Origin of the sequence: Rhodopirellula bahusiensis, from assembly GCF_002727185.1 — a bacterium.
GTDB classification, from domain to species: Bacteria; Planctomycetota; Planctomycetia; order Pirellulales; family Pirellulaceae; genus Rhodopirellula; species Rhodopirellula bahusiensis.
In genome coordinates this window covers 101,450-124,611 of sequence record NZ_NIZW01000016.1, presented here as the reverse complement: position 1 = coordinate 124,611, position 23,162 = coordinate 101,450, and the positions used below count along the sequence as shown (strand labels likewise).

The following is a 23,162-nucleotide window of genomic DNA, read 5'->3' as shown; positions in this document are numbered from 1 at the left end:
ATGAAACGGGAAGCCTCTGCATCGCGGAAAACGCATTGGTCGCGAAGACGCTTGTTGTTGAAAGCCCTTCGATGGTGCAATCCCATCGTTTGGTGGTTGGCGCTGCGCCGGAGCATGACCGGTGGATCGGTGACCTTGCTGCTAATGGGAATCGTGTCGCTGAACATTGTCTGGGGCTATCCATGGATGGGAACGTTCGCCGCCTGTTTCGCAATGTTCGTGGTTGGTTGGGTGATCAACCGAATCATGTCACCTCGTTTGAAGGTGACGTTGGATGTTCCATTGGCGGTTCGAGCGGGTGAGAGCTTTGTGGCTCGCGTCTCACTGATTCACCAAGGTCGCTTGCCCGCAATGAGCTTGTGTGTGGGATTGGATCCGAGCCGCCGAAAAAATGGTCGGCGAGACATTGAGATGCCCTTGGATGCGTCGGCGATGCAGTGGATTCCTGAGATCGCCTCGGGTGCGACGGCAACGTTGGAGCAATCGTTGACGTTTCTCAGGCGGGGTGTGCATGAGATGCCGCCTGCGCGAGTCGAATCGTTGTTTCCCTTTCATTTGTTTCGGTCGACGCAGTGGATCGACAGTGGCGAGTCGATGGTGATCACACCGAGGAGGCTCGATTGGGACAGCGAGACGGCATGGCAAGTCATACATACAAGTCTGAGAGGACTGGCGGTCGGTTTGTCTCAAGGTGATCACCAGCACTACGTCGGCAGTCGCGAATATCGAGCCGGGATGCCGGTTCGCCGTTGGGACTTTGCCTCGTGGGCTCGATTGGGCAAACCCATCCTGCGTGAGTTCAATTCAGCGGCCAAACAAACCGTGACTGTATTCATCGACACGACTCCCGTTGAGTCGGAGGCGAGTGTTGTGTCGGTTTCGCGTTGGCGTCGCTATACGGACGATGAAGACGCGTCGTTGGAACGTTTGTTGTCGATCGCTTCGGCGGGATTGGAAACTTTGGTGGGAGCCAACGTGCAAGTGCGTTTGATCGTTCCTTGGCGGGCGCCTTCGGTGATTCAAAGTCAGGAACGCAATGGGGACTTGCGGTCGGTGTTGTGCGAAGGAGCTTCCGACCCGATGCCCTTGTTGATGGCACTCGCCGAAGCCGAACCGGTGGATGCGTCCACTGCTCAGGATGTCCTGCACGCGATGCCGCAGGCCGGTGGCACTTTTCATGGGGTCGTTTTTTCTCGTCGCGATCGCGATGCAGCTGACCTCTCTCATCTGCCCGATTTGATGTGGCTGGATATCAACGAAGAACCGCGGGACGTATTTGGTGGAATGGCCGTTTCTAGCAATGAAAAGAAATCGGCGGAGGTGCTTTCATGACATCTTTGACGCACGAAGAGCCGAAGGAATGGCGAGATTGGTTTGCGGATGATCGAGTGGTGCTGGGTGCATTGACGCTTGCACTGGCGTGGTTCTTGGGCAGCACGTTCGTGACTTCGCCGGCCTGTCTTTTCGTCGCCACGATCACTCTCATAGTTGTGGTCTCGATTCGCCTTCGTTGGCCGGAGCCGGTCGTTTCGATCGCGAATTGGAAAATTCGCATGGCTCGCGGTGTCGTGCTCTTTGGTTCGCTCTTGGGCTCGGTTCTGATTGTCTTCGCATGGCGTTTTTATCCTGCCTTGCAAGGAACGCCCAACGTGCTGTTGGTGGCGGTGGATTCGATCGGTCACGCGGCCTTCATGTTGATGTGCGTGTTGTGGATGCACTGGCCTCGAAGAGGTCACGTCATGATGTTGGTGCTAGGGATGCTCGTGATGTTGATGTCCGTCGCGGGTGGCGGACTCAGCACAACCGTCACCGCACAAACGGCATTGGGTTTGATGGTGTGCATCGGGTTCGTGCTGGCCACACGGGCGATGAACCACGAAAAGCTGAAGAGTCAGTCTGTCGCGGGCCTTCCGTCGTACGAAGACACACCGAAGCGGATTGGTGGTGGGCTGTATCGGTTCATGGCGCTATTCGCCATGCTGATCGCGGCCTCCGCGACGACCCACGCCACGATTTGGTTTTTGCCGGATGTTCAAGCCGGGGTGATGGCTCAACTCAATGATCGATTGGAGGCGACCACCAGCCGAGGTTGGGGCGGAACCGACCGTTACGTCAGCGGGTCGCGACTGGGCAACGTTCGTGAGTCCATTCTCAGCGATCCTGCGGCGGTTGCGTTGAGAGGTTTTGCAAAGACCGAGCCCGGGTACCTTCGCGGGAATGTCTACGATTCCTATAGCAACGGACGTTGGAGAACGTCTCGCAAGTGGATCTTCCAGTCGCCTCCCGGCAGCGGTGTCCGGCGGATCGCGGAAGCTCGCTTTTTGCGACCCAGTGGTGTTGCAACCATGCCGCTTCAGAATCCGGACGATCACGTTCGCCAACGCTATTCGATGCGATTCGGGTCGTTGGACGACGAGGTTGATACCTCCATTGAATTGATGAACTGGAACGGTGTCGAAGGCAACGACCTGGGTGGCGGGCGGTTTGTTGGAACGGTTGAAATTCATGGCGAGCCAACCAAAGGCCAGAAAGTGTTCTTGCCCGCGTCAGCTCGCTGGGTTGAATTGGCGGGCGATGGTGTTGGTATCACGCCGCACGGCTTGCTCGGCTACGGCGTCGAAGTTCGCTGGCCCTGGGTGGTCGGAGTCCAAGAAAACCCGCCGGCGGAAAACTTGAGCGAAGAAGATCGGGAAGCCTTGGTTCGTGTGGAATCTGAGATCCATTCTGAGATCGAAGCTCTGACGGAAAGTTTGATGAATGGTGCGAAAACGGATGCCGAACGCGCCGAGCGAGTCGCTCTTTATTTTCAAAATAACTACGAATACTCGCTCGATCCGGTGACCGTTTCGAGAAAAATCGATCCGCTGACCTACTTCATTCAAAATCGACATCCGGCTCACTGCGAGTTGTTTGCCAGTGCGACGGCATTGATGTTGCGAACCGTTGATATCCCGACACGCTATGTGACGGGATACATCATGGATGAGCTCAATGATGCGGGCGACACGTTCTTGGCTCGCAACCGGGACGCTCACGCTTGGGTGGAGTACTACGACAAAGAGGTTTCTCGATGGTTGCCGGTGGAGTCGACTCCGGGGCGGTCTTATCTCTCCATGCAACACGAAGAGGTTTTGCTGGCGAGTGCTGGAGGTGGCGGAAGCAGCGAGCAAGCCGAGGATATCACGACGAGTTGGTTTGCGCCGATTCTAAGTTGGTGGGCTTCGGTGAGAACGACTGACACGTTGGTGACGTTGTTCCGGTGGTTGCAAGTTCCGTTGTTGATTTTTTTGGTGACGGTGCTGTGGCGACGCAACCGAAAGAAAACCGATGATCAACGCAGCGTTCTGTTGGCAGCGGAACGGCGGCGGATGGATCGACGCATTCGACGACTCGGTTGGGTGCGACGTCCCAGCGAAACGCTTCATGCGTTTGCCGGCCGGCTCGAGTCAGAAGCGATCGCCAGCCAATTTCACGAGGAGTTGTTGAGAGCTGCGAATTGGTACCGTGATCATGCGGTTCAGTGCTACCGCGGGGACCCCGTGACGGCGTCACTCACTCGGAAGAACGTCGCAGTCGTTCAAACGTGAACAGGCCGGATGAGTGTCCATCGCTGAAGCCGATGTTGTAGGCATAGGTTCCCACGGGCCGCATCGATTCAATCGTGAGCGGACGAGCTTCTGCAGCACTCAAGACTGGCAACCCGAGTGGCTGAGGCGATTTCTTGCCGCTCGCGGATTCGGCATTTTTGTCCGTGAGCGTCACCGCTTCATGCCCGCCGGTCTCGCCGCGTTTTTCACGGCAAGTCGCACAAGGACAAGCGTCTCGCAATTCGCGAGCGGTCCAGGAGGTCGACTCGCCGTCACTCCAGACGATCCGGATGCCGCGTTCGCCTTCCCGTTCAATCGCGGAGGGAGAATACGCGATTGGGTCTTGTATGTTGCGTTCAGGAGCACTCATTTCGCGTTGACCTCTTCCTGAGACTTCTCGGAGCTCTTCGCCGCGAGTGCGGCTTGGCCTGCATTCAACGTTTCAATGATCTTGTCCACGTCATAAGTGCATCCGCCCCAAGACCCACCGCCAACCTGCTGTAGAGCCGCCCACAATCGAGTGTCATCGGGGATGTTTTCATCGCGATCCAATCCTTCTGCAATCGAGCGTGTTCGCAAAGCTTCGACAGGATCGATTCCGTCGACCGTGGCGACCAGGTCAACTTGTCCATCCAGCGTGTTGCGGTCGATGATGAGCTCGACCGTGTCGCCATCACGCACTCGTCCGATCGGACCACCGGCGAGAGCCTCGGGGCCAACGTGTCCGACGCAGGCGCCCGTGCTGACGCCCGAGAAGCGTGCATCGGTGACAAGAGCGACATGCTTGCCAAAGGACAGATACTTCAGTGCCGATGTGATTTGGTAAGTCTCCTCCATGCCGCATCCGATTGGACCGCGACCGATCAAGACAATCACGTCGCCGGCTTCGATCGGTTTTTCGGATTGCCCCTTCACCGCGGCGATGGCGTCGCTTTCTTTTGAAAAAACTCGAGCCCGTCCGCGTTTGCGATAGACTCCGTCATCATCGATCACCGTTGGATCGATCGAAGTGGCTTTGATAACCGAGCCTTCGGGACAAAGGTTTCCGGATGGGAAACAAACCGTGCTTGTCAGCCCACGCTCTTTCGCAATCGCGGGTGGCAAGATGACTTCATCGGGATCGACTCCGTCCGCCGCTCGCAAACGCTCACGACACACTTCGCGGCGTTCTGAATTTTGCCACTGATCGAGTAGCTCATTCCAAGTCAAACCGGTCACGGTTTTTTCGTCCGCGTTCCACAGCCCTGCTTCGCGTAGGTGCCAAGCGACCTCCGGAACACCGCCGGCCAAGAACAATCGAACGGTTGGATGCCCAACCGGGCCGTTGGGCAAACAGTCGACAAATCGCGGGACTGATTGATTGATCCGGCGGAAGTCCTCTGCGGTCGGGCGACGTCTTCCCGCCGCTGCGGCCACGGCTGGAATGTGCAGCAAAAGGTTTGTGCTGCCACCCACTGCCGCGTGCATCAGCATCGCGTTTTCAAATGCTTTGTCGGTCAGGACATCATGCAGCGACAATCCCGAAGTATGCATCGCCGCGGCGGTTGCGGCCGCATCGCGAGCCAGCCGAGTCCAGATTGGTTGTCCGCTGGGAGCCAGAGCCGCGTGTGGAACCGTCATGCCGAGGGCTTCCGCGATCACTTGACTGGTCGCCGCCGTGCCCAGGAACTGGCATCCTCCGCCGGGTGTTCCGCAAGCCTTGCAGCCGGCCACGGAAGCTTCTTCCAGACTCATCTCACCACGGCTGTAGCGTGCTCCGATGGTTTGAACTTTGCCGGCGTCCTCACCAACGGTCGGCGGCAAAGTCACGCCTCCGGGAACCAGCACATTGGCCAGGTGCCCGGTTCCAGCGAGGGCCATCATCATGGCGGGCAAGCCTTTGTCGCACGTCGCGATTCCGATCACGCCTTTGCGACGCGGAAGCGATCGAATCAACCGGCGCATCACGATTGCGGCGTCGTTGCGATACGGCAGCGAGTCAAACATGCCGTGCGTGCCTTGCGTACGACCATCGCACGGGTCGCTGACAAACGCGGCGAAGGGAACTCCGCCGTCACGTTCGATTTGTTCCGCGGCGGCTTGGCCAAGCAGGCCGACTTCCCAGTGCCCGGTGTGATAACCGAGAGCCTGTGGCGTGCCGTCCGGGTTGCGCACCCCGCCTTGGGTGCTGAGGATCAAGTACTGATCGCCGAGGACTCGACGTGGGTCGAATCCCATTCCGACACTTTGGGTCAGTCCGAACAGGTCACCGCTGGTCCAAGATCGAAGGATCTCATCGGAAAGCGGAAGTTTGCCATCGGGACCATCCGCTTTGGTTGCCAGCGTCTCGGGGGCATCCAAAGCGGCAAAGTAATCAGAAGGGTCAATCACTACGTCGGCCACCGGTGAGAATCAAAAGGTAATACGCCAGCGTCATGATCGATTGCAATGTCGCGGCAACATAAGTCAATGCGGCAGCATTCAGAACCTTTGCAACATATTGTTCTTCCTGCGCCGTGATCAAACCATACTCGACCAAGTGCTCTCGAGCACGACTGGACGCGTTGAATTCCACCGGCAAATTGACGACTTGGAAAAACACGACGGCCGAAAACAGGATCACGCCGATCCACATCAACGGTGGAAGCGACAACAACACACCGACCATCAGCAACGTCGCACCGATTCCGCTGCCGAAATTCGCGGCGGGAACTGCCAGGTTGCGAACCACCAACGGAGCGTAATGCTTGGCATCTTGAAAGGCATGGCCAGCCTCGTGGCATGCCACACCAAGTGCTGCCATCGAACGCCCTGAGTAGACGTCTTCACTGAGACGCAGCACTTTGGATCGAGGGTCATAATGGTCCGACAGTTGACCAGCGATTCGTTCGATGCCAACCGACTGCAAACCGCCGTGGTCGAGCATACGTCGGGCGGCTTCGGCGCCTGACATGCGTGCGGGCACCTGCGCCATCGCTGCGAACGACGATTTCACCTTCCACTGAGCATACAAGCCCAACAGAAACGGAGGCAAAACGAAAAGGAAGTAGATACCCATCGAAGGATTGTTCCCTGAAACATCGATAGCAAACGCGTTCGGCCGCTTGGTCTGTTTTTGATGAACAGACCGCGAAACGCCGAGAATCAGCCGTTTTGACAGCCGGAAACGTTTGTTCGCGACATCAAAAAGCCAATTGGGCAGACACTCGCTGCACCATGACCTTTAGTACGCAATTGCCGCACCAACGTTCGCGGCAATCCATTGTTTCAGATTGTCACGCGTACAACTGATAAAGCATCAGATAGACCAGGACGCCCGTGACAGACACGTACATCCAGATCGGGTAGGCGATCCGAACCAGCTTTTTGTGGGCCACGATACGACCGTTTTTGGCCAAGTAGATTGCTCGCAGAGCCAAAAACGGCACCGCGATGGCCAACAGGATGTGAGGGATCAAAATCGACAAATAGGTGTAGCGGGCCGCATCGGGAGCGTCCTTGGGAAATCGTCGATTGAACTCACCCGTCGATTGATACAACGCGAATTTGTGGAGCAAGTAGCACAGCAGGAACAGCATGCTGACGCCAAAGGCACGCAGCATCATCTGCTTGTGAATCTTGGCTCGGCCATTTTTGATGTAGTACAGGCCGAGACCGAGAAAGATTGTGGCGATCAAATTCAAGGCGGCGTTGAGGTGCGGCAAGTTGGCCGCCAGGGTATCCCACATGAATCAAGACTTCTTCGAGGAGGCTTCTTCTTGGAGCATCGATTCGATGCTCTCTTTCAATTTCTCCAGTTGACGTTTTTCAGGCCAGTTGTAGAAGCCCTCAATTTTCCCGTCCGGATCCACCAGCACAAACCGCTCGGTGTGAAATTGCTTGTTGACCGGTTGTTGAAAGATTTCTGCACCGATGCGACGGATGTAATTCAACTCACCGGTCAGGAACAACCACTGGTCCTGATCGGCTCCAAACCGTGCGGCGTACTCGCGAAGGACTTCGGGCGTGTCCGTTTCTGGGTCGACCGAGATTGCTACAAAGCGAACGCCACGACCTTCAAATTCGTCCTGCAATTCTTTTAGCTTTTGGTTCTGAGAGACACAGATGCTGGGGCACGTGCTGAAGAAAAAACTGACGACGTAGGGGGCACCCTTCAAGTCGTCGGTGGAAACCATTTCGCCACTGCGTTCGAGCAGTTCGAACTCACTGAGCCATTCGACATCTTCAGGTGGTTTGGAGGGCGTGTCGTTGGCAACGTCTTCCGGTCGAAGCGTTGCATTGTCGACCACGGCGTTGTCGTTTCCGTAAACCACTTCGTCCGCGCCTGGACCGTCGGTTCGAACCGCTGAATTGCGGAACTGGCGAACGACCAGTCCCAAGACGACTCCAGCGACGAGAATCAGTGCGATGTGAGTGAATGTCTTCATGGCGAATAGCCCTGACGGAGTTGTTATTTCGTTGAGCTCCGATTCACGCTTTGAAGCGGTTGAATCAGAATTTCATATTGTAGTGCCGACCGGAGTTTTGCTTAACCGTCGATTTTCGATTGCTAGAACGGATGGACAGTTAGTCGCATCAAAGTTCCACGCCTGCAATTGGCTAATCGAAATCGCCAAATTGGGGGCATGTAGCAAACTGGTGGGCTACCCTTCCAAGGATGGATGACGCAAGTCATTTTGTCGCAGTTCGAGACAAAATCCCAGACAGGTGAAATTGCCTGGGTTCCACCGAAGTACGCCTGCCCCGAAGACTCATGAATTCCACACCCCGACTGTCCCATTGTTTGCCCGTTCGCTTCTTGGTCTGCATCCTAATCGTTTGCTGCTGCGCCAACATCAGTTTGGCTCAGCGACCCGATTCGGGATCACCCAACGCGGAGTCTTCCGAGGAGGGCCGTCGTGATCGGGGGCAACGCGGCGGCGACCGCAGGGGGCGAGGCGGCGGTGAAGGTGAGTCCGCACGCGGTCAACGCGGCGGTGGTGGAGAACGTTCCGGCGGTCGCTCACGCACTGAGACCCCACCGGTGTTGGACTCCGAATTCATCAAAACAAAACTGCCGAGCGGCACCGAGTACATCAGCGACGTTGTCTTCAAAGAAGTCGACGGTCTGGATTTGAAGCTGGATTTGTTGCTGCCCAAGAACGAAGCCAAGTCACCTCTGCCGACAGCGATCTGGATTCACGGAGGCGCTTGGATGCGTGGCAACAAAGCCCGTGACCTTCACCGATTTGATCAGCTGACGTCGCGAATTCTGTCGGAAGGAATGGCGTTCGTTTCGATCGAGTATCGCTTGTCCGGCCAAGCTGCTTTCCCAGGTCCCGTTGTGGATTGCAGCGATGCAATCGCGTTTCTGAACCGCAACCGTGAAAAGTATGGGTTGGACACGGACCGAATGATCATTTTAGGAACCTCCGCGGGTGGTCACTTGGCATCGTTGATTGGAACGAGCCTGACCAGCGACGCGTCGGATTTCGTCACTGATGAATCCCAGCCAATGGGCAAGATACTCGGTGTCGTCGATTTCTATGGTCCAATCGATTTGGTGATGTTGCAAACCAAACGAGGAGAGATCGACTTTGAGAATGACATGTCACCTGAGGCACGCTTTCTCGGGCATTCGCCATTGATGCGTCCGGATCTCGCACAGGCTGCGTCGCCGATCACCTACGTTACCAAGAACTCACCGCCCTTTCTGATCTTTCATGGCGACCTCGACGCTCGAGTTCCAATGATGCAAAGCATCTATCTGAATTCGATGCTGAAAGCTCACGGCGTTGAAAGCCGATTGGTCGAAGTCGAAGGCGCCCGCCACGGCGACGAGAAGTTTGACGACGCGACTTACAACAACGACGCCATCGAGTTCATTCGATCGCTCATCCACTGAGATTTGATGGGCTAGTTCGAGTGGCCGATTCGTTTGCGTCCATTGACGGTGGACAGGTCGTGCTTGGAGCCGTGACGCTTTCCGCGATTGGCGGCGTCGGGATCGTGTTGGTCTCGGCCGTTGCCCCGCGACATCACCAGCGAAACGCCGCACTCGAGTTTCAACCAATCCACCGCGGCTTGTTGGACGGCTAGCGTTCGAGCGTGAATCAATGCGGATTGGCTGAAGGCTTGGTTCTCGGGCGTGTTGTCCGGAGTTTGCGTGGCCTGTTTGGGCATTCCGCGAACATAGCCCTCGGCGTACGATGCTCCGCTGCCGCGCGAATGTCCGCCGTATTGCAGGTGGGCCGCTGTCGCGATGGTCAGCAACAATTCACGAAAAAGCAGGATGCAGTTTCGCACGTCGTCGACAGGTCCGTAGAACCAAAACAACGTTCGGTTTTGTTTGCGACCGTAGTACCACTGCACCATCGGAAAGATCTCTTCCGTGACATAAGCGGCAAGCGATTTTTCCCATGCGCAGGCTCGGCGTCCGTTCACCGGACAAGCCATCCGGGTGTAGGAAACGCTTTCGATGTTGTCGTCTTCGGTGATGTCTTCGCGAGACAAATTGTGACGCAACATCAGGCTCTGCATCATTCGCAACGCGTTGCGCTTCTCGCCTTCCGTGCTGGCATGGTTGCTCGCCGTCGTGTCGAGAGCCCGCAGGCGACGAAGGATCTTCTCGAACGCGTTCTGCGTGAGGACTTGCTCGTTGTTCTGTGGGCGTTGTGGACCAACTGCGGGCAATGTTGAATCCGATTGTGCACCCGCGTGCGTCCAGTAGTTCACGACGACGTAGTCGCCATCGTCCATCGGGTTCCATGTGTCATGGATTTCGTGATCGATCAAGCAACTGAAGTGACCACCTCGTCCCGAATTGCGTTTCTCGAGGTGCGTGATCACGACGCCGCGAGGCAGATGCTCTGCGCAGAAGACTTGTTCGTCGCCCGAGTGTCGCTGCCACTGGTTCTTGTGAAGGTAGTCGTCGGCGACCGAGCTGCTGACTCCGTTGCGAACCGTCTTGTTGGCCGACTTGCCCAATGATTGATAAACGTCGCGATAGCTAGTTCCCGTTGCGATTGCGATGGAACGCGTGACGCAGTCTCCAGCAAGGCCAACGAATCCTGCTGAAGATCGTCCGCCGTCGTTCCAGATGAATTCCATGGCTTAGTCGAGGTGGCTTGAAAGGAGTGGCTGGCAAGCGGGAACAAACGACGAATGAGAGTCGTCGTTTAACGACGCCGATCGTTCAAACCATTGTATCGGCCTTGCGGCTTCCTCGCATCAACCGCCATGCGATGACGACGACCACGATTGTTGCGACCACGGTCACTGTCCAACAAGTCATCGATGAAGGAGCAAAGCCAGCCGAGGAAAGGTCGAGCGTGGGATTCAGTAGTCGACGTAGTTCCAACATCGAATAGCTGAGTGGATTGAGCTGCATGATTCCCGCGAGCAACCAGCCTCCCCAATCACCCATCGTTGCTGCACCGGTTTCGACCACCGGTCCCGAGACACTCCAGGCAGGGATTGGAAAGAACGTTCCGGCCAACAGCCACATCGGCATCAAACCCAGCATCATGATCGCGTGGAAACCTTGTGTGCTTTCCATCGGCCAAGCCACGATCATTCCGAGAGCACACATGGCGATCGCGATGATCGCCAGCAGCAACAGCAGCCAGGGGAAAGTCCAGGCGATCGAAGCTGCGCCGACCAAGTAAACCAGCAACAGGAAAATCAAAGCCTGTGCCCACGCGATCGCCGCACCGCCAAGCACTTTGCCCACCAAGACAGGAAAACGTCCCGCGGGCGAGACCAGCACCGATTGCATGAAGCCTTCGCGACGGTCTTCGATCACCGAAATCGTTGCGAAGATGGCCGTGAACAGAACGATCAGGCCGATGGTGCCAGGCAGAAAGAATTGCGAAAAGCTCTCGCCGCCGGCGGACTCAAACGAGCCTCGTAGGCCGGTTCCAAACAGCAGCCAGAACAACAGCGGTTGCACGATTGCAGCCGTCACGCGGTTGCGTTGGCGAAAGAACCGTGTCCATTCGCGGCGAGCCAGCATCCACGCGGCGCCCATGCGAGCGGAAGTGGTCATGCCAGTGTCGGTCATCACAGGAGAACTCATTGGAATTGTTTCCCCGTTCGAGCGACAAAAACATCTTCTAAGTTGGGGCGTCCGATGCTGATGGATTGCACAGCATCACCCAGCACGGTGGAAACCTTGGCGACGATCTCCGGTGTATCGCATGGCATGCGAAGGGTCTCGCCCACGATTTGTGTCTCCAGATTCAGCTCCTGCTTCAAGATCGCTTGAGCGGATGCCAGGTCGTCTGGCACGATCGTTAGCACGCCGCCGCCCAAGTCCGCTCGCAAGCGTGATGGGGCGTCATCGGCGATCTTTTTTCCTTGATCCAGCAAGACAACTCGGTTGGCCTTGGCGGCCTCTTCCATCAAGTGAGTCGTCAGCAGCACGGCCACGCCGTCGTTGGCCAATTGCTGCAGTGCATCCCAAAGCGACAGCCGAGCTCCCGGGTCGAGGCCCGTGCTAGGTTCGTCCAACAGCATGACTCGCGGTCGATGCAGCAAGCCTTTGGCCAGTTCAACACGACGCTTCAGACCGCCGGAAAGTGTTTGACACAGATCGCGACGCCGGTCCGTCAGCGAGAACTGTTCCAATAAAGCGTCGCAGCGATTGCTGAGTTCGCGTCCTGATAGTCCGTACAACGCACCTTGGCAGCGAAGGTTTTCGTCGACCGTCAGTTTGATGTCCAAACTGGGCGACTGAAAAATGATTCCGATCCGGCTGCGAACCGCATCGACTTGTTCGGCAATGTTCAGCCCATCAACCGTCACGCTGCCACGTTGGATTGGCAGCAGGGTGCTGAGGACTCGAAACAAAGTCGTCTTGCCGCTGCCGTTTTTTCCCAGCACCGCAACGATCTCGCCGGCACGGACTGAGAGATCGATTCCGTCGACGGCAACGTTCTCGCCGTAACGATGATGTAGGTCACAAACGTCGCAGAGGACGTCACCCAGCGATGACGCGGACTGATCGAGTGCGTCGGTGGGGCTGGAGTCAGCCGAGGTCGTAGTCATGAATGATTTTCTACAGTGAAGCTCGAAGAGTCATCACCAGAAGCACGGCGGGCAGAACAACCAGCGACCAACGCAGCATCTTGCGAGCAGTGGTGTCGTTGGGGTTCGCACGGAAGTTTAGAGAGGCTCGCAGTAAAGGCCACGACGCAGCCAGGATCAGGACCGTGGCCAGAACGCTTGCGGCCGATGCGACCCATTGGCCATCGGGGAACCAAGCCAGAACCACGCCGCAGGTCGCCAACGCGAGGCTGCCGAGAATGCTTTGCCAAGCCGCGTGTCGTCCCGTCGGTTCAACCGTTGTTGTCATGCAGAAACCGGCCTTTGCGTACTGGGTTCGGTACAACCAAGCGATGGCCATGAAGTGCGGGTACTGCCAACACGCCAGCACACCAAACAGCATCCAACCGGGAAGTTCCGTCAGCGTTCCTCCCGCAGCGGTGTAACCGATGAACACGGGAAGAGCACCCGCGATTGCACCAACCGTGGTGTTCCAAGCGGTTCGGGTTTTCATCGGCGTGTAGATCAAAACGTAAATCAGCCAAGTCGCGATACCGACGCACGCGGGGATCATTCCATTGCCCAGCCACAGGATGGCTCCCCCCGCGATTCCGCTGGCTGCGGTCAACGCGGCTGCAACGGCGTAGCTCATTCGGCCACCGGGGACCGGACGATTCGCCGTCCGCGGCATGTTCCGATCGATCTTGCATTCCCAAACTTGGTTGGCTGCGCCCGCACTGCCTGCGATCAAAGCGGTTCCGATCATCAGCCACAACCAATCGACCAATGTCAGCGTCGCACTGCCGGCGATCAATGCGGAGGCAACGGTGGTGACCAGGATCATCGTGACGATGCGAGGTTTGGTCAGCTCGATGACGTCGGCGAAGACACCGCGATCGGAGTTCGAGGCCGCATCCGATTTTGCTTCGGCGGTTGCATCCGAAGTTTGCGAATTCGCATTGATTTCGGACGTGGTGGATTCTGGCACGGGAATTTCGTCATTCAACGTGCTGACTCGATCGGTCGAGGGACGCGGGCGGGAAGCGGTTTTCATCCGCGGCGATGGTTCCAGCACGGCGGTCGACCCGCTCGCAGGCGAACCGGAGCCTAAGAGCGAACCCGAGCTTTGGACGGGCCCAGTGTGATTGAGGGACCCAGCACCATCGAGGGACAAGCCATTCCCGGTGACAATCTCGAGCGTTTCGCGGCAATCAGATGCCATGATCGTTCCGGATTCAGGATGAGACAGAAAAGGATAAAACGCGGCGTCGGCGTAACAACCGGACCAGCAGCATTGACGAAACGGCCAATATCAGCGATCCCGTCGCAACGTGACCGGTGACGATCCACGCGTCCAAGACGTTCTTGCTGTGCAGGAGGTACGAGTCAGAAGCTGAAAGCGACGCCAGCATCTGTGGGTAGCCGTAGTTGACGATCCAAGTCGCGAACCCCAAGCCGATTTGAATGGCCACAAAGCATATCAAGGCTCCCGCCGGTCGCGACAGCGTCAAATCGCCGCACCGACGCATTCGCCAGTACGCCAGTGCCGTGGTCAGCCACAAAACGAACGCGATCGTGATGTGCGTCTTGACGATATGAGCGAATCCAACCGGGCTGAAACCTGGCAAAGCGTGCCGCATCATTGCTCCTAGGACCAACTGCATGTAGGCCATCACCAGCAACGCGATCGGCCAAAACGCCGTCGGTGTCCGCTCGGAAGTTCCTTCGGCAGATTGTCGCACCGACGCGGCCAGCCACTTTCGACCGGTCACGCAGGCAGCGATCACACACAACACAAAGAATGCGGGTCCGACGCAGCCGTGAATCATCGCCAGCGTCCGAGCACTCAGCGTCACTCGCAGGCCACCGAGAACGCCCTGCCCGATCACAGCGGCTAGGACCAGCACCGACAACCCGATCGCCCAGCGACGCGTTTCGGTCTTGAACGAGGCAATGACCAGCCCGATGGCGATGAAGCCAACCAGAGCGGCCAGCAATCGGTGCCCGTGTTCAATGAAGAGGTCGAACGGCCCGAGCAACCAAGTCGAAATTGGATAGAGAAGCAGGTTGTACCCGTACGTTCCCGGCCAATCCGGGACCGACATTCCCGCGTCGTAAGTCGTGACCAGCCCGCCGACCCAGATCAGCGGCCAAGTCAAACAAACCATCACGCGGGCCAAGCGGCCCGGCCATGGAGCAGCAATTTGCAAATCGGCTCGATCGGCGTCAGCAACGTCGCTCATCGCGGCCCTCGTCGATCGAAAATCTGTTCTCCTGCAATTCCGCCGATCACGCATCCGCCAGCACCAAACGCGGCCCCGGGGACGACACCGGACATGCCAAACAGGAACATGGCACCGATTCCCAGCCCTAAACCCACGATCGCACCGATGGTTCGATAGTTATCGCGACTCATGAGGAAACACCTGTTTCTGCGGCGGCGGAGAGATTTTCGTCGTCCACCACGCTCACGGACGGTTTGGGGGTGGGGTGGACCAAAGACTGAACGTAATGAACCAAGTCCCAAACGTCTCCAGGGGTTAGTCCCGTTCCGCCCGCTGCTGATTCGCTCAGTTCGATCCCAGGCATTGGAGTTCCCGCGATTCCATGCTGAATTCGGCGGAAAATCGTCTCGGGATCGTCGCCGCCTCTCAGCACCCCGCCCGCCAATCGGCGGGGCTGAATCGTCCGCGGAGGCAATGCCCCGGCTTTCCGAAACGGTTTGACCGCGTCCACATCCGTCGGCGTGATACCAATCCGAGTCGTGAATTCTTTGGTCCAATCATCCAGGTCGTTCAGAGGCATGCCGCCCTGCCCTGCCGGCCCATGGCACCCCGCACAATTCGCGATTTGGCCGCCGAACAGCTTGGACCCACGAGCGATCGATGCGTGAAGCTCATCGGCTTCTCCGCGAAAAAGGTCGGTTGGGACCGGGGAGGTTTGGGGCCGCATCCACTCGCCGACAACTTCTTGCAGGATCTCGGCAACCGCGAGTTCGCCTTCGGTCGGAACGGATGGCTGATCCTCGACCGGTGACTCATCCGCCGGTTCATCACGGCTGGACTGAGTCAGATCAGTGAAAATGAGCTCCCCATCTTCGTTTCTCCCCGGATCCTGTTCCTCGCTCACCGTCACACGTAGACGCAAGTCATCCGCAGGAGCAGTCTCCTCGTATCCGAGATCGTCGATTGCAAGGGCCAGCAGTTGACGTTCGACCTCGCCGCGAATCGAGAGGTAAATCAGGTAGTCGATCAATGTCTCGCGGTCGCTCGGTGACACGGTCGCAAACGATGGCATCGGGGAACCCGGGACGCCATTTTCCAGCAATCGCCGCAAATCATCGCGAGTCGGTTTGTCTGCCCGCTGCGTCGATTTCCACTTGAAGACGCCAGCCCGGAAATCGCGTGGGTAAGGCCATTGATACATCGATGCAGGACCGGTGCCACTGCCGGAGACACCGTGGCAGATCACGCAGTGTTCGGTGTACAGCCCGCGGTGCACGTTCGCTGCATCGCTCTCGACCGACCCGGAGGCTTGTTGCAGACGCTGCAGCGAAACCAATTCGGCTTGTTCGCCGGTGAGTCGATCCGCCGGCCACGCGGGTTCTTCGGGCGTTCCGAAAAGCTCTGCGAGGACCAATTCGACATCAGCGAGCGCCGTCTCGGTGGGCACGTCGCGAGATCGTTCCAGAGCCATCGCATGAACGCGATTGGATTCAAACTCCATTTCGCCGTCTTGGCAGCCGATCCCCACGGGAAGGCAGCACGCAACAGCCAGCAACCAAAGACGTGAATGAGGCCCAGTCAACGAAAAACCCTTGCACTTGAAAACGAGTCGAACACCCAAATCGGAGCACATTTGCCCCAACGAGCCAACCGGATAAAAAGACGCAGGGAAACGGGGTGCGTCAATCCGCCAGCTCGCCAAGGATCTGAAAAGACTCGATCCAATGGCTCACCAAATCCGCTCGATGCCATATGCATCAAAAGCGGCGTCACAACTGACCATCTCGAACGACTCAAGCATCACTTGTGAAATCAAAAGTCGATCGAACGGATCGCGATGATGATTCGGCATTCCGGAAACGAACGTCGCGTGCGCGAGCTGAATGGGTAGCAGAGAGAAGTGATTGGCGGAGATCTCGCGAGGCAGGAACTCCTCCACCGGATCACTCAAGGTCAATTTCCCCAGTCCGGTTTTGATCGAGATCTCCCAGCAGCTCGCGACACTCACCCACTTCTGATTCTTTGGTGATTCGATCGCAGTGCGAGCATCGAAACTCAAGCGAGCATCGTCGGCGACAAACCAAAGAAACGCATGCGTGTCCAAAAGCAAGTTCACTGCATGTACTCGGCAAAATCGTCGAGTGGCGAATCGAAGTCGTCAGCCATGTTGAGGATTTTGCCTTTCGCTGATCCGGCTTTGCAAGAGAAATCCTGAGTCGGCTCTTTGCGAAGCACTGCCACCCGCTTCCCCTCTTCAACCAGGACGACCTCTTCACCGGGTTTTAAGCCAGCAAGCAATCCGGCAAGTGAAGCGTTGCTCGAGTCGATTTGCAATTCATTCATACGAAAACCTATCGATTGGATCAATGCACACGGGTGGCGAACGCTTCCACGATTATAGCCGAAAGTGCACCTTTTGCCCCGGGAACTTGATCTCAAATGAAGTGAACCGTGTCAATTCGTGCGGCCACGCCAGGTGACTTGTCGGCCTCGGAGATGGTTTGCGAATGCCCACCACTGAATCAGTAGGAAGGCGAGGATGGCGAGCGGGTGCAGGACTGCTCCCGTGATGCTGTGACGCAAGCGGATCGCGGCGGTCAATCGAGGCACGTAGCTGACTAGGATCGCGATCGAGCTAGTTAGGATTCCAATCGCGACTGAGGTTGAGACTGGCAGACCTTCCGCGATCAAACTTGACCGCTTCGAAAAAGCAATCGCCAGCGTGATCCACGGCAACACATTGGCTCCGCCCAACAGAACCGTGAACGGAATCAACAACCGAGAATTCGCGATGCCTTCGTCTGCATTCTTGAGCAGCCCCTGCACCACCTCACCAGCCGACGTGTACATCCGGCACGCCGCCCACCGCGACCCGTCCACGCAATCGGTCAGCATCCCGTTTTCGCGAAAGGCCTTGGGCAGCTTCAGCCCATCGTGGCGACTCGATCGAATCGCAGCATGAGTCCCAGCGGCTTGGTAAGAAGCTTGCGTGGTGAAAAACAGTTGCCCACATCCTGACGCGTAGGCCGGGTGCGCGCTGCCTCGCATGCGAGAGAAAGGCAGGTACGAAAGCAAGATGAAGTGCATCATCGGGATCAACAATTTTTCGGCCAACGTGCCCGTTTCTTGTCGAGGGAAGGCACTGAGCAAACCTATTTTGCCACCATCCTGCTCCGCTGAAAAACGATGCCAAAGATCGATGATTGCAATCGGATTCAAACGCACGTCGGCATCCAGGAACAACAGGTGCTCGTGCTTGGAATGCTGAGCCAACCGGTAACATGCGTGCTGCTTGCCATTCCAACCGTCTGGAAGCTCGATGCCTTCGATCAACCTCACGCGTGAATCACGCTGAGCGATCTCGCGAACGATTGCACTTGTTTGATCCGTCGATCCATCGTCCAGCACGATAGCCTCCAGGTCGACCTGCACGGATTGCAAAACCGATTCCAAGCAAGCTGCGATCGAGCTCTCTTCGTTTCTCGCTGGGATCAACACCGACACTCGAGGAGAATCGGCGTTGTTCGATTCAGATGCGTCACAGCGACTGGCTGATTCGCCGTCCATGAACAGCGGCAAATTGGAAACGAACATGCCCGCCGCCAACGCGGCCAGAGCCAGCGAGACAAACGGAAGCACAGCGATGATGAACCATTCCATCCAAGCGATCATTGAAATTGATCTCCATGGCTGGCCTGAAACGATTGGCCGGTCATCCACGATTTCAAACGCCGAGCCGCGTCATACATTCCCGAGGCTCCGCGTTTGCCCCGCAGCAGATTTTCGAACGGTTCGCTGGATCGCTGGATACACAGTTCCGCCAATCTCAATTGGCTGGTTCGAAGTCGCCGCGTTAGTTCGGTCGACCAATGCGATTTGTCCCAGTCGTTCACTGTCGGGATCGAGATCACATCGCCGAAGCGGAACAGGACCAACGGCAAACGCTCGTCCCAAAAAACGTATTCCATCGCCAACGGCACAACCCAGCCCCGATCCAGTTTCGAGCACACGTGAGCCAGGCCGGGCATCAGTTCCGCTTCGTGATCGCGGACGTCGGCGAAGCGTCCTTCGGGGGTTACCCACAATGCACTGTGTTCTCGTTTGAAAAGTGCCGCCGTTGTCTTCAGGAACTGAGCCGCACCTTGGTTAGAATCCGATTGAACGCCGAAGAAGCCCAGCTTTTCAAAGACCTTGTATTGCTCGAGAGCTTCCGCATCGATTGGCGCATAGAACTGACGCGGTGCCAGCAATCGTGCGTTGATCTCGTGAGCCAACAGCGGATCCCACCAAGACGCGTGATTGCTGTAGACGATGAGCGGAAGGTCACCGTCCTGCAGTGGCGAGGCTTGGGCGTGCTGCGGGTTTGCTTCGGCCAAAGATTGAAACTGCTTCTGCAGTTCTGTTTCGCGAGCGAACGCGATCGCGTGAAAATTGCGTCGCAAGTAAGAATGCAGAAATCGATGAAACCCATTTTGAAACCAGTCCGCCGGTTTCGCGATGACGTCGGAGTCTGCCGTCACGCGAATTTTCCGTTGGTGACGTCTTGGTCAAGTGAATCCGCCGCGATCCAACCGCTCATTAAAACCATCGGCATTCCAGGTCCGGGGTGAGCCGCTCCGCCGGCCAAGTACAACCCGCGAAGATCCTTGCGTCGGTTACCTGGTTTGAATGCGCCGGTGAATTTTCCGTGGCTGGCCAAACCATATATCGCGCCATTGAGGACTCGGTAGCGGTTGTGGATGCCCTCGGGCGTCAGAGAATCTTCCGTCACGATCGCGTCGCGGATGCCCTCCATCCCGGCGGTTCGCTCCAGCTTGTCCAGGATCACGTCGCGGTAATCGGGCAGCATTGATTTCCAATCGTGACCGGGACGCAGATAAGGCGTGTGCACCAAGATGTAGAGCGACTCACAGCCGTCGGGTGCCACTTCAGGTTCGCTGATCGTGGGAGCACAGACGTAGGCGGTCGGATCGGGAGCGGGTTGGCCCTTTTTGTAGATGTAGTCGAACTCTTCTTCTGGATCCTTTGAGAACACAAAGTTGTGGTGCAGCAATTGTTCGTAGCGACGGTTCAGCCCCAAGTACAGCACCACGCCGCTGCAGGCGGCTTCGTAGCGATTGGACTTTTCAAATTTGGTCGACTCCGGTGTACCGCTGAGTAATTCGCGGTAGGTGCGAACCGCGTCGCAGTTGCTGACCACGGCGTCGCAGGCAATCGTTTCGCCACCCGCTGTGGTCACTCCACTAACGGATCCGCCTGCGGTCTCGATGCGGAGGATGTCGGTTCCGGTGCGGATGTCGACGCCGAGCTCACCAGCGAGTTTTGACAGTGCTTCGGGGACCGCTCGTGTGCCGCCGATCGGATACCAAATGCCTTCTTCGGTTTGCATGTGAGCGATGCTGCACAACACCGCGGGCGACGCATACGGCGATGAGCCAACGTATTGTGTGAAGTGATCCATCATCTGCGACACGCGATGTTCGGGAACGTGTGACCGGACGATGGATGCGACGCTGCGTCCCATTTTCAGTGACAAGACGTCTTTCAAAACGGCGGCCGAGAACGCACCACCGACTTCCATTGTGTCCGCCAAGCCGCCGATCGAGCGCCAAAAGAAGAAACGATCGGAGACACCGTGCAGTTGCTTACTGCGTTCAATGAAAGATTCATAACCTTGCCCGGTTGAGTCGCCTCCGGTGAAGTCATGCAGGTGTCGTTTCATTTGTTCGACGTCAGCGACCAAATCCAACACCGTGTTTTCCGAAGTGCCCGATTGCGGTGTGCCTTCGAAGAAACAACGCCACTGCGGATCCAAAGCGACGAGATCGAGGTAGTCCTCCATCTTTCGACCAGCTTCGGTGAAGACACGACGCAGAACACTCGGCAGTGTCAGGATCGTCGGCCCCATGTCGAATCGGTAGCCGTCGGTTTGATGCACGGCCGCTTTGCCGCCGACCCAATCGTTTTTGTCGCAAAGCGTGACCTTGTGACCGCGGGCGGCCAACACACACGCGGATGACAATCCGGCTAAACCACCACCGACGACAACCACGTTTTGTGGATTGGATGTTTTCTCGGCGGGGGCGTAGGGTTCATTTGCGGCGGCTTGGGGGGCGATCATCGAGGGCTTTCGATCCGTGGGGAAACGTTCCGGGCAAATGTGATTGCAAGCTCAGGTTACTTTTTTAATGCACGCCACTGAGAGGCGGCAGTGGTGACGCGGCGGAGGGCTGCAATTCGCCGCCCCCAATTGCCGCTGTTTGACCATTGCAACACGCCTGACAGCAACTCGGCGTCAGCATCGTTTCGAGGTGACAAGTGCATTGCCACGCGGCCACGCCGAGTCGCGATGACTCGCGGCGCCGTCATTGCCAGCAATCCTTCCGGGCCGCGGGTCACTCCAAAGCCACTCTTGCCTCGGCCGCCGAACGGCAATCGTGGATCAGCGGTGGGCGCGACCATGTCGTTGACGGTCACCACCCCGGCGTCCAGTTTCTCCGCGATCGCTTGAGCGTGAGACGTTGGGCCAAACACAGAGGCCGCCAATCGATACGGGCATTCGTTGACCAACTGGATGGCTTGATCGGGATGCTCAACCGGGATGATCGAGATAACGGGTGCGAACACGTCACTTTGCAGAATCGCGTGGTCGCTCGGGACATCTCGAAGCACGACGGGGTGCAATTTCCCAGTGGTTCGAAGACTGGTTGCGTCGAATTTGCCGAGGCAATCCTTGGCACCCTTTTGCAATGAATCTTCGATCAAGTCAGCGACGTTCGAACGAGCCGCCGGATGAACCGTGACTTGGCTGGCGTTTCGCAGGCCGTTGAGCAGTTGATCTGTCAGTGCGGAGGTCGATGAATGGTTCGGGACAATCAGCCGACGTGGGCCGATGCAGGTGGCTCCGCTGTTGAACAGCAACCCAAACTTCAGGGCATCGACGACGCGGTCGAGGTCGGAGTCCGGGAGAACGATGGCGGCATCGACACCGGAGAGTTCCATGATTGATGGAGTCAGCGTTTCAGCCGATTGATGCAGGACCAGTTTGCCGGTTTGAGCGGATCCGGTCAGGACGACGAGGTCGACGCCTTTGGCTTGCGCTTCGATCGCCGCTTCGGTGGATGAATCCAGCAGCCTGATGGCTTCGTCGGGGACGCCCGCCGCGATGAAGCAGGCGACCAATTCGGCCGAGACCGCTTCGGATCCGGCGGCGGGTTTGAGCCAAACGTGATTTCCGGCGGCCAGAGCCTGTGCCATCTGCACACCCGGCAGAAGCAGCGGGTAGTTCCAAGTTCCCAGGATGAGAACTTGCCCCAATGCCACTCGTTGAACGACGCTGCGAACACCCCACATCCATACGGGGCGGCCGGCAAGTCCGACTTTCCGGGGTGCGAGCGTTTTCCTCCCGTGCTTGCCGATCCACCGCAATGCGTCGCACAAGGGGATCAATTCCGACGCCACCGTTTCTGCGTCGTCCGTGCGTTGTTCGCTCCGGCTCAAACGTGTCAACTGATCAACTCGTGAAGCGATTTCGTGCCTTGCTCGATCAATAATCTGACATCGCTGGCGAATCGACCACGTAGCCCACTTTGAGCCGCCGTGATAATCTATCCGCTCCGCACCAGGGCGGTCTGACTTCGCGTTTTCTGACGTGGCGACCTGGGGTGCGTTGTTCAAAACAATCTTGCAAAGCGTTGGATGGAAGATGGCAGTCAACGAAACGGATCTGGAAGTATTGCCCGTCATCGCTGATCGATGGAGCCCGTATCGATTTGATGGGCGTGAGGTCGAAGATGACAAATTGCGTCAGTGCTTGGAAGCCGCTCGTTGGGCCGCCAGCAGTTTCAACGATCAACCGTGGTCGTGGATTGTCGCACGTCGCCAAGACGGTGAGGCGTTCGAGGCGATGTTGCAGTGCCTATTAGAAGCCAATCGTGATTGGGCCTCGCGTGCCGGCGTGTTGATTTGCACCGTCATTCGCACCAATTTTTCGTACAACCAAAAACCAAACCGAGTCGCCCTGCATGACCTCGGCGCCGCAGCGGCCCACATGTCTTTGCAAGCGACATCGCTGGGTTTGCAGGTGCACCAAATGGCCGGTGTCAATCTGAGCCAAGTTCGCGGCCAGTACCAGCTCCCGGAAGGTCACGAGCCGGCCACCGCGATCGCACTGGGCTACGCCGACGAACGCGAACCCAACACCGATGCCGAACAAGTCTTGGAAGATCGCCAAAGCGGTGTCCGAGAGCGAACCCCATTGAAGAATCAAGTCTTCATGGATGCATTCGGGCAAACCGCACCTTGGTTGTGATTTCGTGAGTTCTCGAGGACAGCTCCTGCCAGGCGT

22 protein-coding genes are annotated in these 23,162 nt (G+C 57.4%); 4 read left to right on the top strand and 18 right to left on the bottom strand.

Translation table 11 applies throughout. The features are described 5' to 3' along the window. Both CEE69_RS20140 and CEE69_RS20135 read left to right on the top strand, forming a co-directional pair. Entirely contained in the window at positions 1 to 1,332 is a 1,332-nt protein-coding gene (locus CEE69_RS20140) for a DUF58 domain-containing protein (RefSeq protein ID WP_099262407.1), read from the top strand. Beyond that, a complete protein-coding gene (locus CEE69_RS20135) occupies positions 1,329 to 3,587 on the top strand; it encodes a transglutaminase family protein (protein WP_099262406.1) in 2,259 nt (752 codons plus the stop codon). The genes CEE69_RS20140 and CEE69_RS20135 overlap by 4 nt, the downstream gene beginning before the upstream one ends. On the opposite strand, the gene CEE69_RS20130 is transcribed toward CEE69_RS20135, so the two are convergent. The 5 genes from CEE69_RS20130 to CEE69_RS20105 form a co-directional block, all read right to left on the bottom strand. Then, a complete protein-coding gene (locus CEE69_RS20130; RefSeq protein WP_099262405.1) occupies positions 3,553 to 3,957 on the bottom strand; it encodes a DUF971 domain-containing protein in 405 nt (134 codons plus the stop codon). The genes CEE69_RS20135 and CEE69_RS20130 overlap by 35 nt on opposite strands. After that, positions 3,954 to 5,969 carry a YjhG/YagF family D-xylonate dehydratase gene (locus CEE69_RS20125; RefSeq protein WP_099262404.1) on the bottom strand — a complete coding sequence of 672 codons (2,016 nt, stop codon included), beginning with the start codon at positions 5,967 to 5,969 and terminating at the stop codon, positions 3,954 to 3,956. Before CEE69_RS20125 ends, CEE69_RS20130 begins: the two co-directional genes overlap by 4 nt. Continuing rightward, the gene (locus tag CEE69_RS20120) at positions 5,950 to 6,624 is read right to left on the bottom strand and encodes a zinc metallopeptidase (RefSeq protein WP_099262460.1); all 675 of its coding nucleotides are present in this window, start codon (positions 6,622 to 6,624) and stop codon (positions 5,950 to 5,952) included. The genes CEE69_RS20125 and CEE69_RS20120 overlap by 20 nt, the downstream gene beginning before the upstream one ends. 217 nt (positions 6,625 to 6,841) lie before the next feature. Beyond that, positions 6,842 to 7,294: a DUF420 domain-containing protein gene (locus CEE69_RS20110; protein WP_099262403.1), complete on the bottom strand. Its 453-nt coding sequence runs from the start codon at positions 7,292 to 7,294 to the stop codon at positions 6,842 to 6,844. Between the two features lie 3 nt (positions 7,295 to 7,297). Then, complete coding sequence (locus CEE69_RS20105; protein WP_099262402.1) at positions 7,298 to 7,993, bottom strand: SCO family protein; 696 nt, start codon at positions 7,991 to 7,993, stop codon at positions 7,298 to 7,300. A 326-nt stretch (positions 7,994 to 8,319) separates the two neighbouring features. Between CEE69_RS20105 and CEE69_RS20100 the strand changes: the two genes are divergently transcribed. Beyond that, on the top strand, positions 8,320 to 9,450 hold the full coding sequence (locus tag CEE69_RS20100) for an alpha/beta hydrolase (protein WP_233215448.1): 1,131 nt from the start codon (positions 8,320 to 8,322) through the stop codon (positions 9,448 to 9,450). Positions 9,451 to 9,461: 11 nt separating this feature from the next. Here CEE69_RS20100 and CEE69_RS20095 read toward each other — a convergent pair whose 3' ends face one another. The 13 genes from CEE69_RS20095 to CEE69_RS20040 form a co-directional block, all read right to left on the bottom strand. Further along, a complete protein-coding gene (locus tag CEE69_RS20095) occupies positions 9,462 to 10,655 on the bottom strand; it encodes a DUF2786 domain-containing protein (RefSeq protein WP_099262401.1) in 1,194 nt (397 codons plus the stop codon). 85 nt (positions 10,656 to 10,740) lie between these two features. Further along, on the bottom strand, positions 10,741 to 11,607 hold the full coding sequence (locus CEE69_RS20090) for an ABC transporter permease (RefSeq protein ID WP_099262458.1): 867 nt from the start codon (positions 11,605 to 11,607) through the stop codon (positions 10,741 to 10,743). Between the two features lie 11 nt (positions 11,608 to 11,618). Beyond that, on the bottom strand, positions 11,619 to 12,593 hold the full coding sequence (locus CEE69_RS20085) for an ABC transporter ATP-binding protein (protein WP_099262400.1): 975 nt from the start codon (positions 12,591 to 12,593) through the stop codon (positions 11,619 to 11,621). Between the two features lie 10 nt (positions 12,594 to 12,603). Further along, entirely contained in the window at positions 12,604 to 13,812 is a 1,209-nt protein-coding gene (locus CEE69_RS20080) for a protoheme IX farnesyltransferase (protein ID WP_099262399.1), read from the bottom strand. A 13-nt stretch (positions 13,813 to 13,825) separates the two neighbouring features. Further along, positions 13,826 to 14,833 carry a COX15/CtaA family protein gene (locus tag CEE69_RS20075; protein ID WP_099262398.1) on the bottom strand — a complete coding sequence of 336 codons (1,008 nt, stop codon included), beginning with the start codon at positions 14,831 to 14,833 and terminating at the stop codon, positions 13,826 to 13,828. Further along, positions 14,830 to 15,006 (bottom strand): hypothetical protein, encoded by a 177-nt coding sequence (locus CEE69_RS32890; protein ID WP_199169912.1) that lies wholly within the window; start codon positions 15,004 to 15,006, stop codon positions 14,830 to 14,832. The genes CEE69_RS20075 and CEE69_RS32890 overlap by 4 nt, the downstream gene beginning before the upstream one ends. Then, positions 15,003 to 16,397, bottom strand: coding sequence for a c-type cytochrome (locus CEE69_RS20070; protein WP_233215445.1), 1,395 nt, complete (start codon positions 16,395 to 16,397; stop codon positions 15,003 to 15,005). Before CEE69_RS20070 ends, CEE69_RS32890 begins: the two co-directional genes overlap by 4 nt. 147 nt (positions 16,398 to 16,544) lie before the next feature. Beyond that, positions 16,545 to 16,931: a type II toxin-antitoxin system VapC family toxin gene (locus CEE69_RS20065; protein ID WP_099262397.1), complete on the bottom strand. Its 387-nt coding sequence runs from the start codon at positions 16,929 to 16,931 to the stop codon at positions 16,545 to 16,547. Further along, positions 16,928 to 17,158 (bottom strand): type II toxin-antitoxin system Phd/YefM family antitoxin, encoded by a 231-nt coding sequence (locus tag CEE69_RS20060; RefSeq protein WP_099262396.1) that lies wholly within the window; start codon positions 17,156 to 17,158, stop codon positions 16,928 to 16,930. The genes CEE69_RS20065 and CEE69_RS20060 overlap by 4 nt, the downstream gene beginning before the upstream one ends. Positions 17,159 to 17,269: 111 nt before the next feature. Next, complete coding sequence (locus CEE69_RS20055; protein WP_099262395.1) at positions 17,270 to 18,487, bottom strand: glycosyltransferase family 2 protein; 1,218 nt, start codon at positions 18,485 to 18,487, stop codon at positions 17,270 to 17,272. Continuing rightward, a complete protein-coding gene (locus tag CEE69_RS20050) occupies positions 18,484 to 19,335 on the bottom strand; it encodes a lysophospholipid acyltransferase family protein (protein WP_099262394.1) in 852 nt (283 codons plus the stop codon). The genes CEE69_RS20055 and CEE69_RS20050 overlap by 4 nt, the downstream gene beginning before the upstream one ends. Beyond that, a complete protein-coding gene (locus tag CEE69_RS20045) occupies positions 19,332 to 20,936 on the bottom strand; it encodes a phytoene desaturase family protein (RefSeq protein WP_099262393.1) in 1,605 nt (534 codons plus the stop codon). Before CEE69_RS20045 ends, CEE69_RS20050 begins: the two co-directional genes overlap by 4 nt. A gap of 56 nt (positions 20,937 to 20,992) precedes the next feature. Further along, the gene (locus tag CEE69_RS20040; protein WP_099262392.1) at positions 20,993 to 22,531 is read right to left on the bottom strand and encodes an aldehyde dehydrogenase family protein; all 1,539 of its coding nucleotides are present in this window, start codon (positions 22,529 to 22,531) and stop codon (positions 20,993 to 20,995) included. Here CEE69_RS20040 and CEE69_RS20035 point away from each other — a divergent pair. Next, positions 22,521 to 23,126 carry a nitroreductase family protein gene (locus CEE69_RS20035; protein ID WP_099262391.1) on the top strand — a complete coding sequence of 202 codons (606 nt, stop codon included), beginning with the start codon at positions 22,521 to 22,523 and terminating at the stop codon, positions 23,124 to 23,126. The genes CEE69_RS20040 and CEE69_RS20035 overlap by 11 nt on opposite strands. Positions 23,127 to 23,162 lie beyond the last annotated feature (36 nt).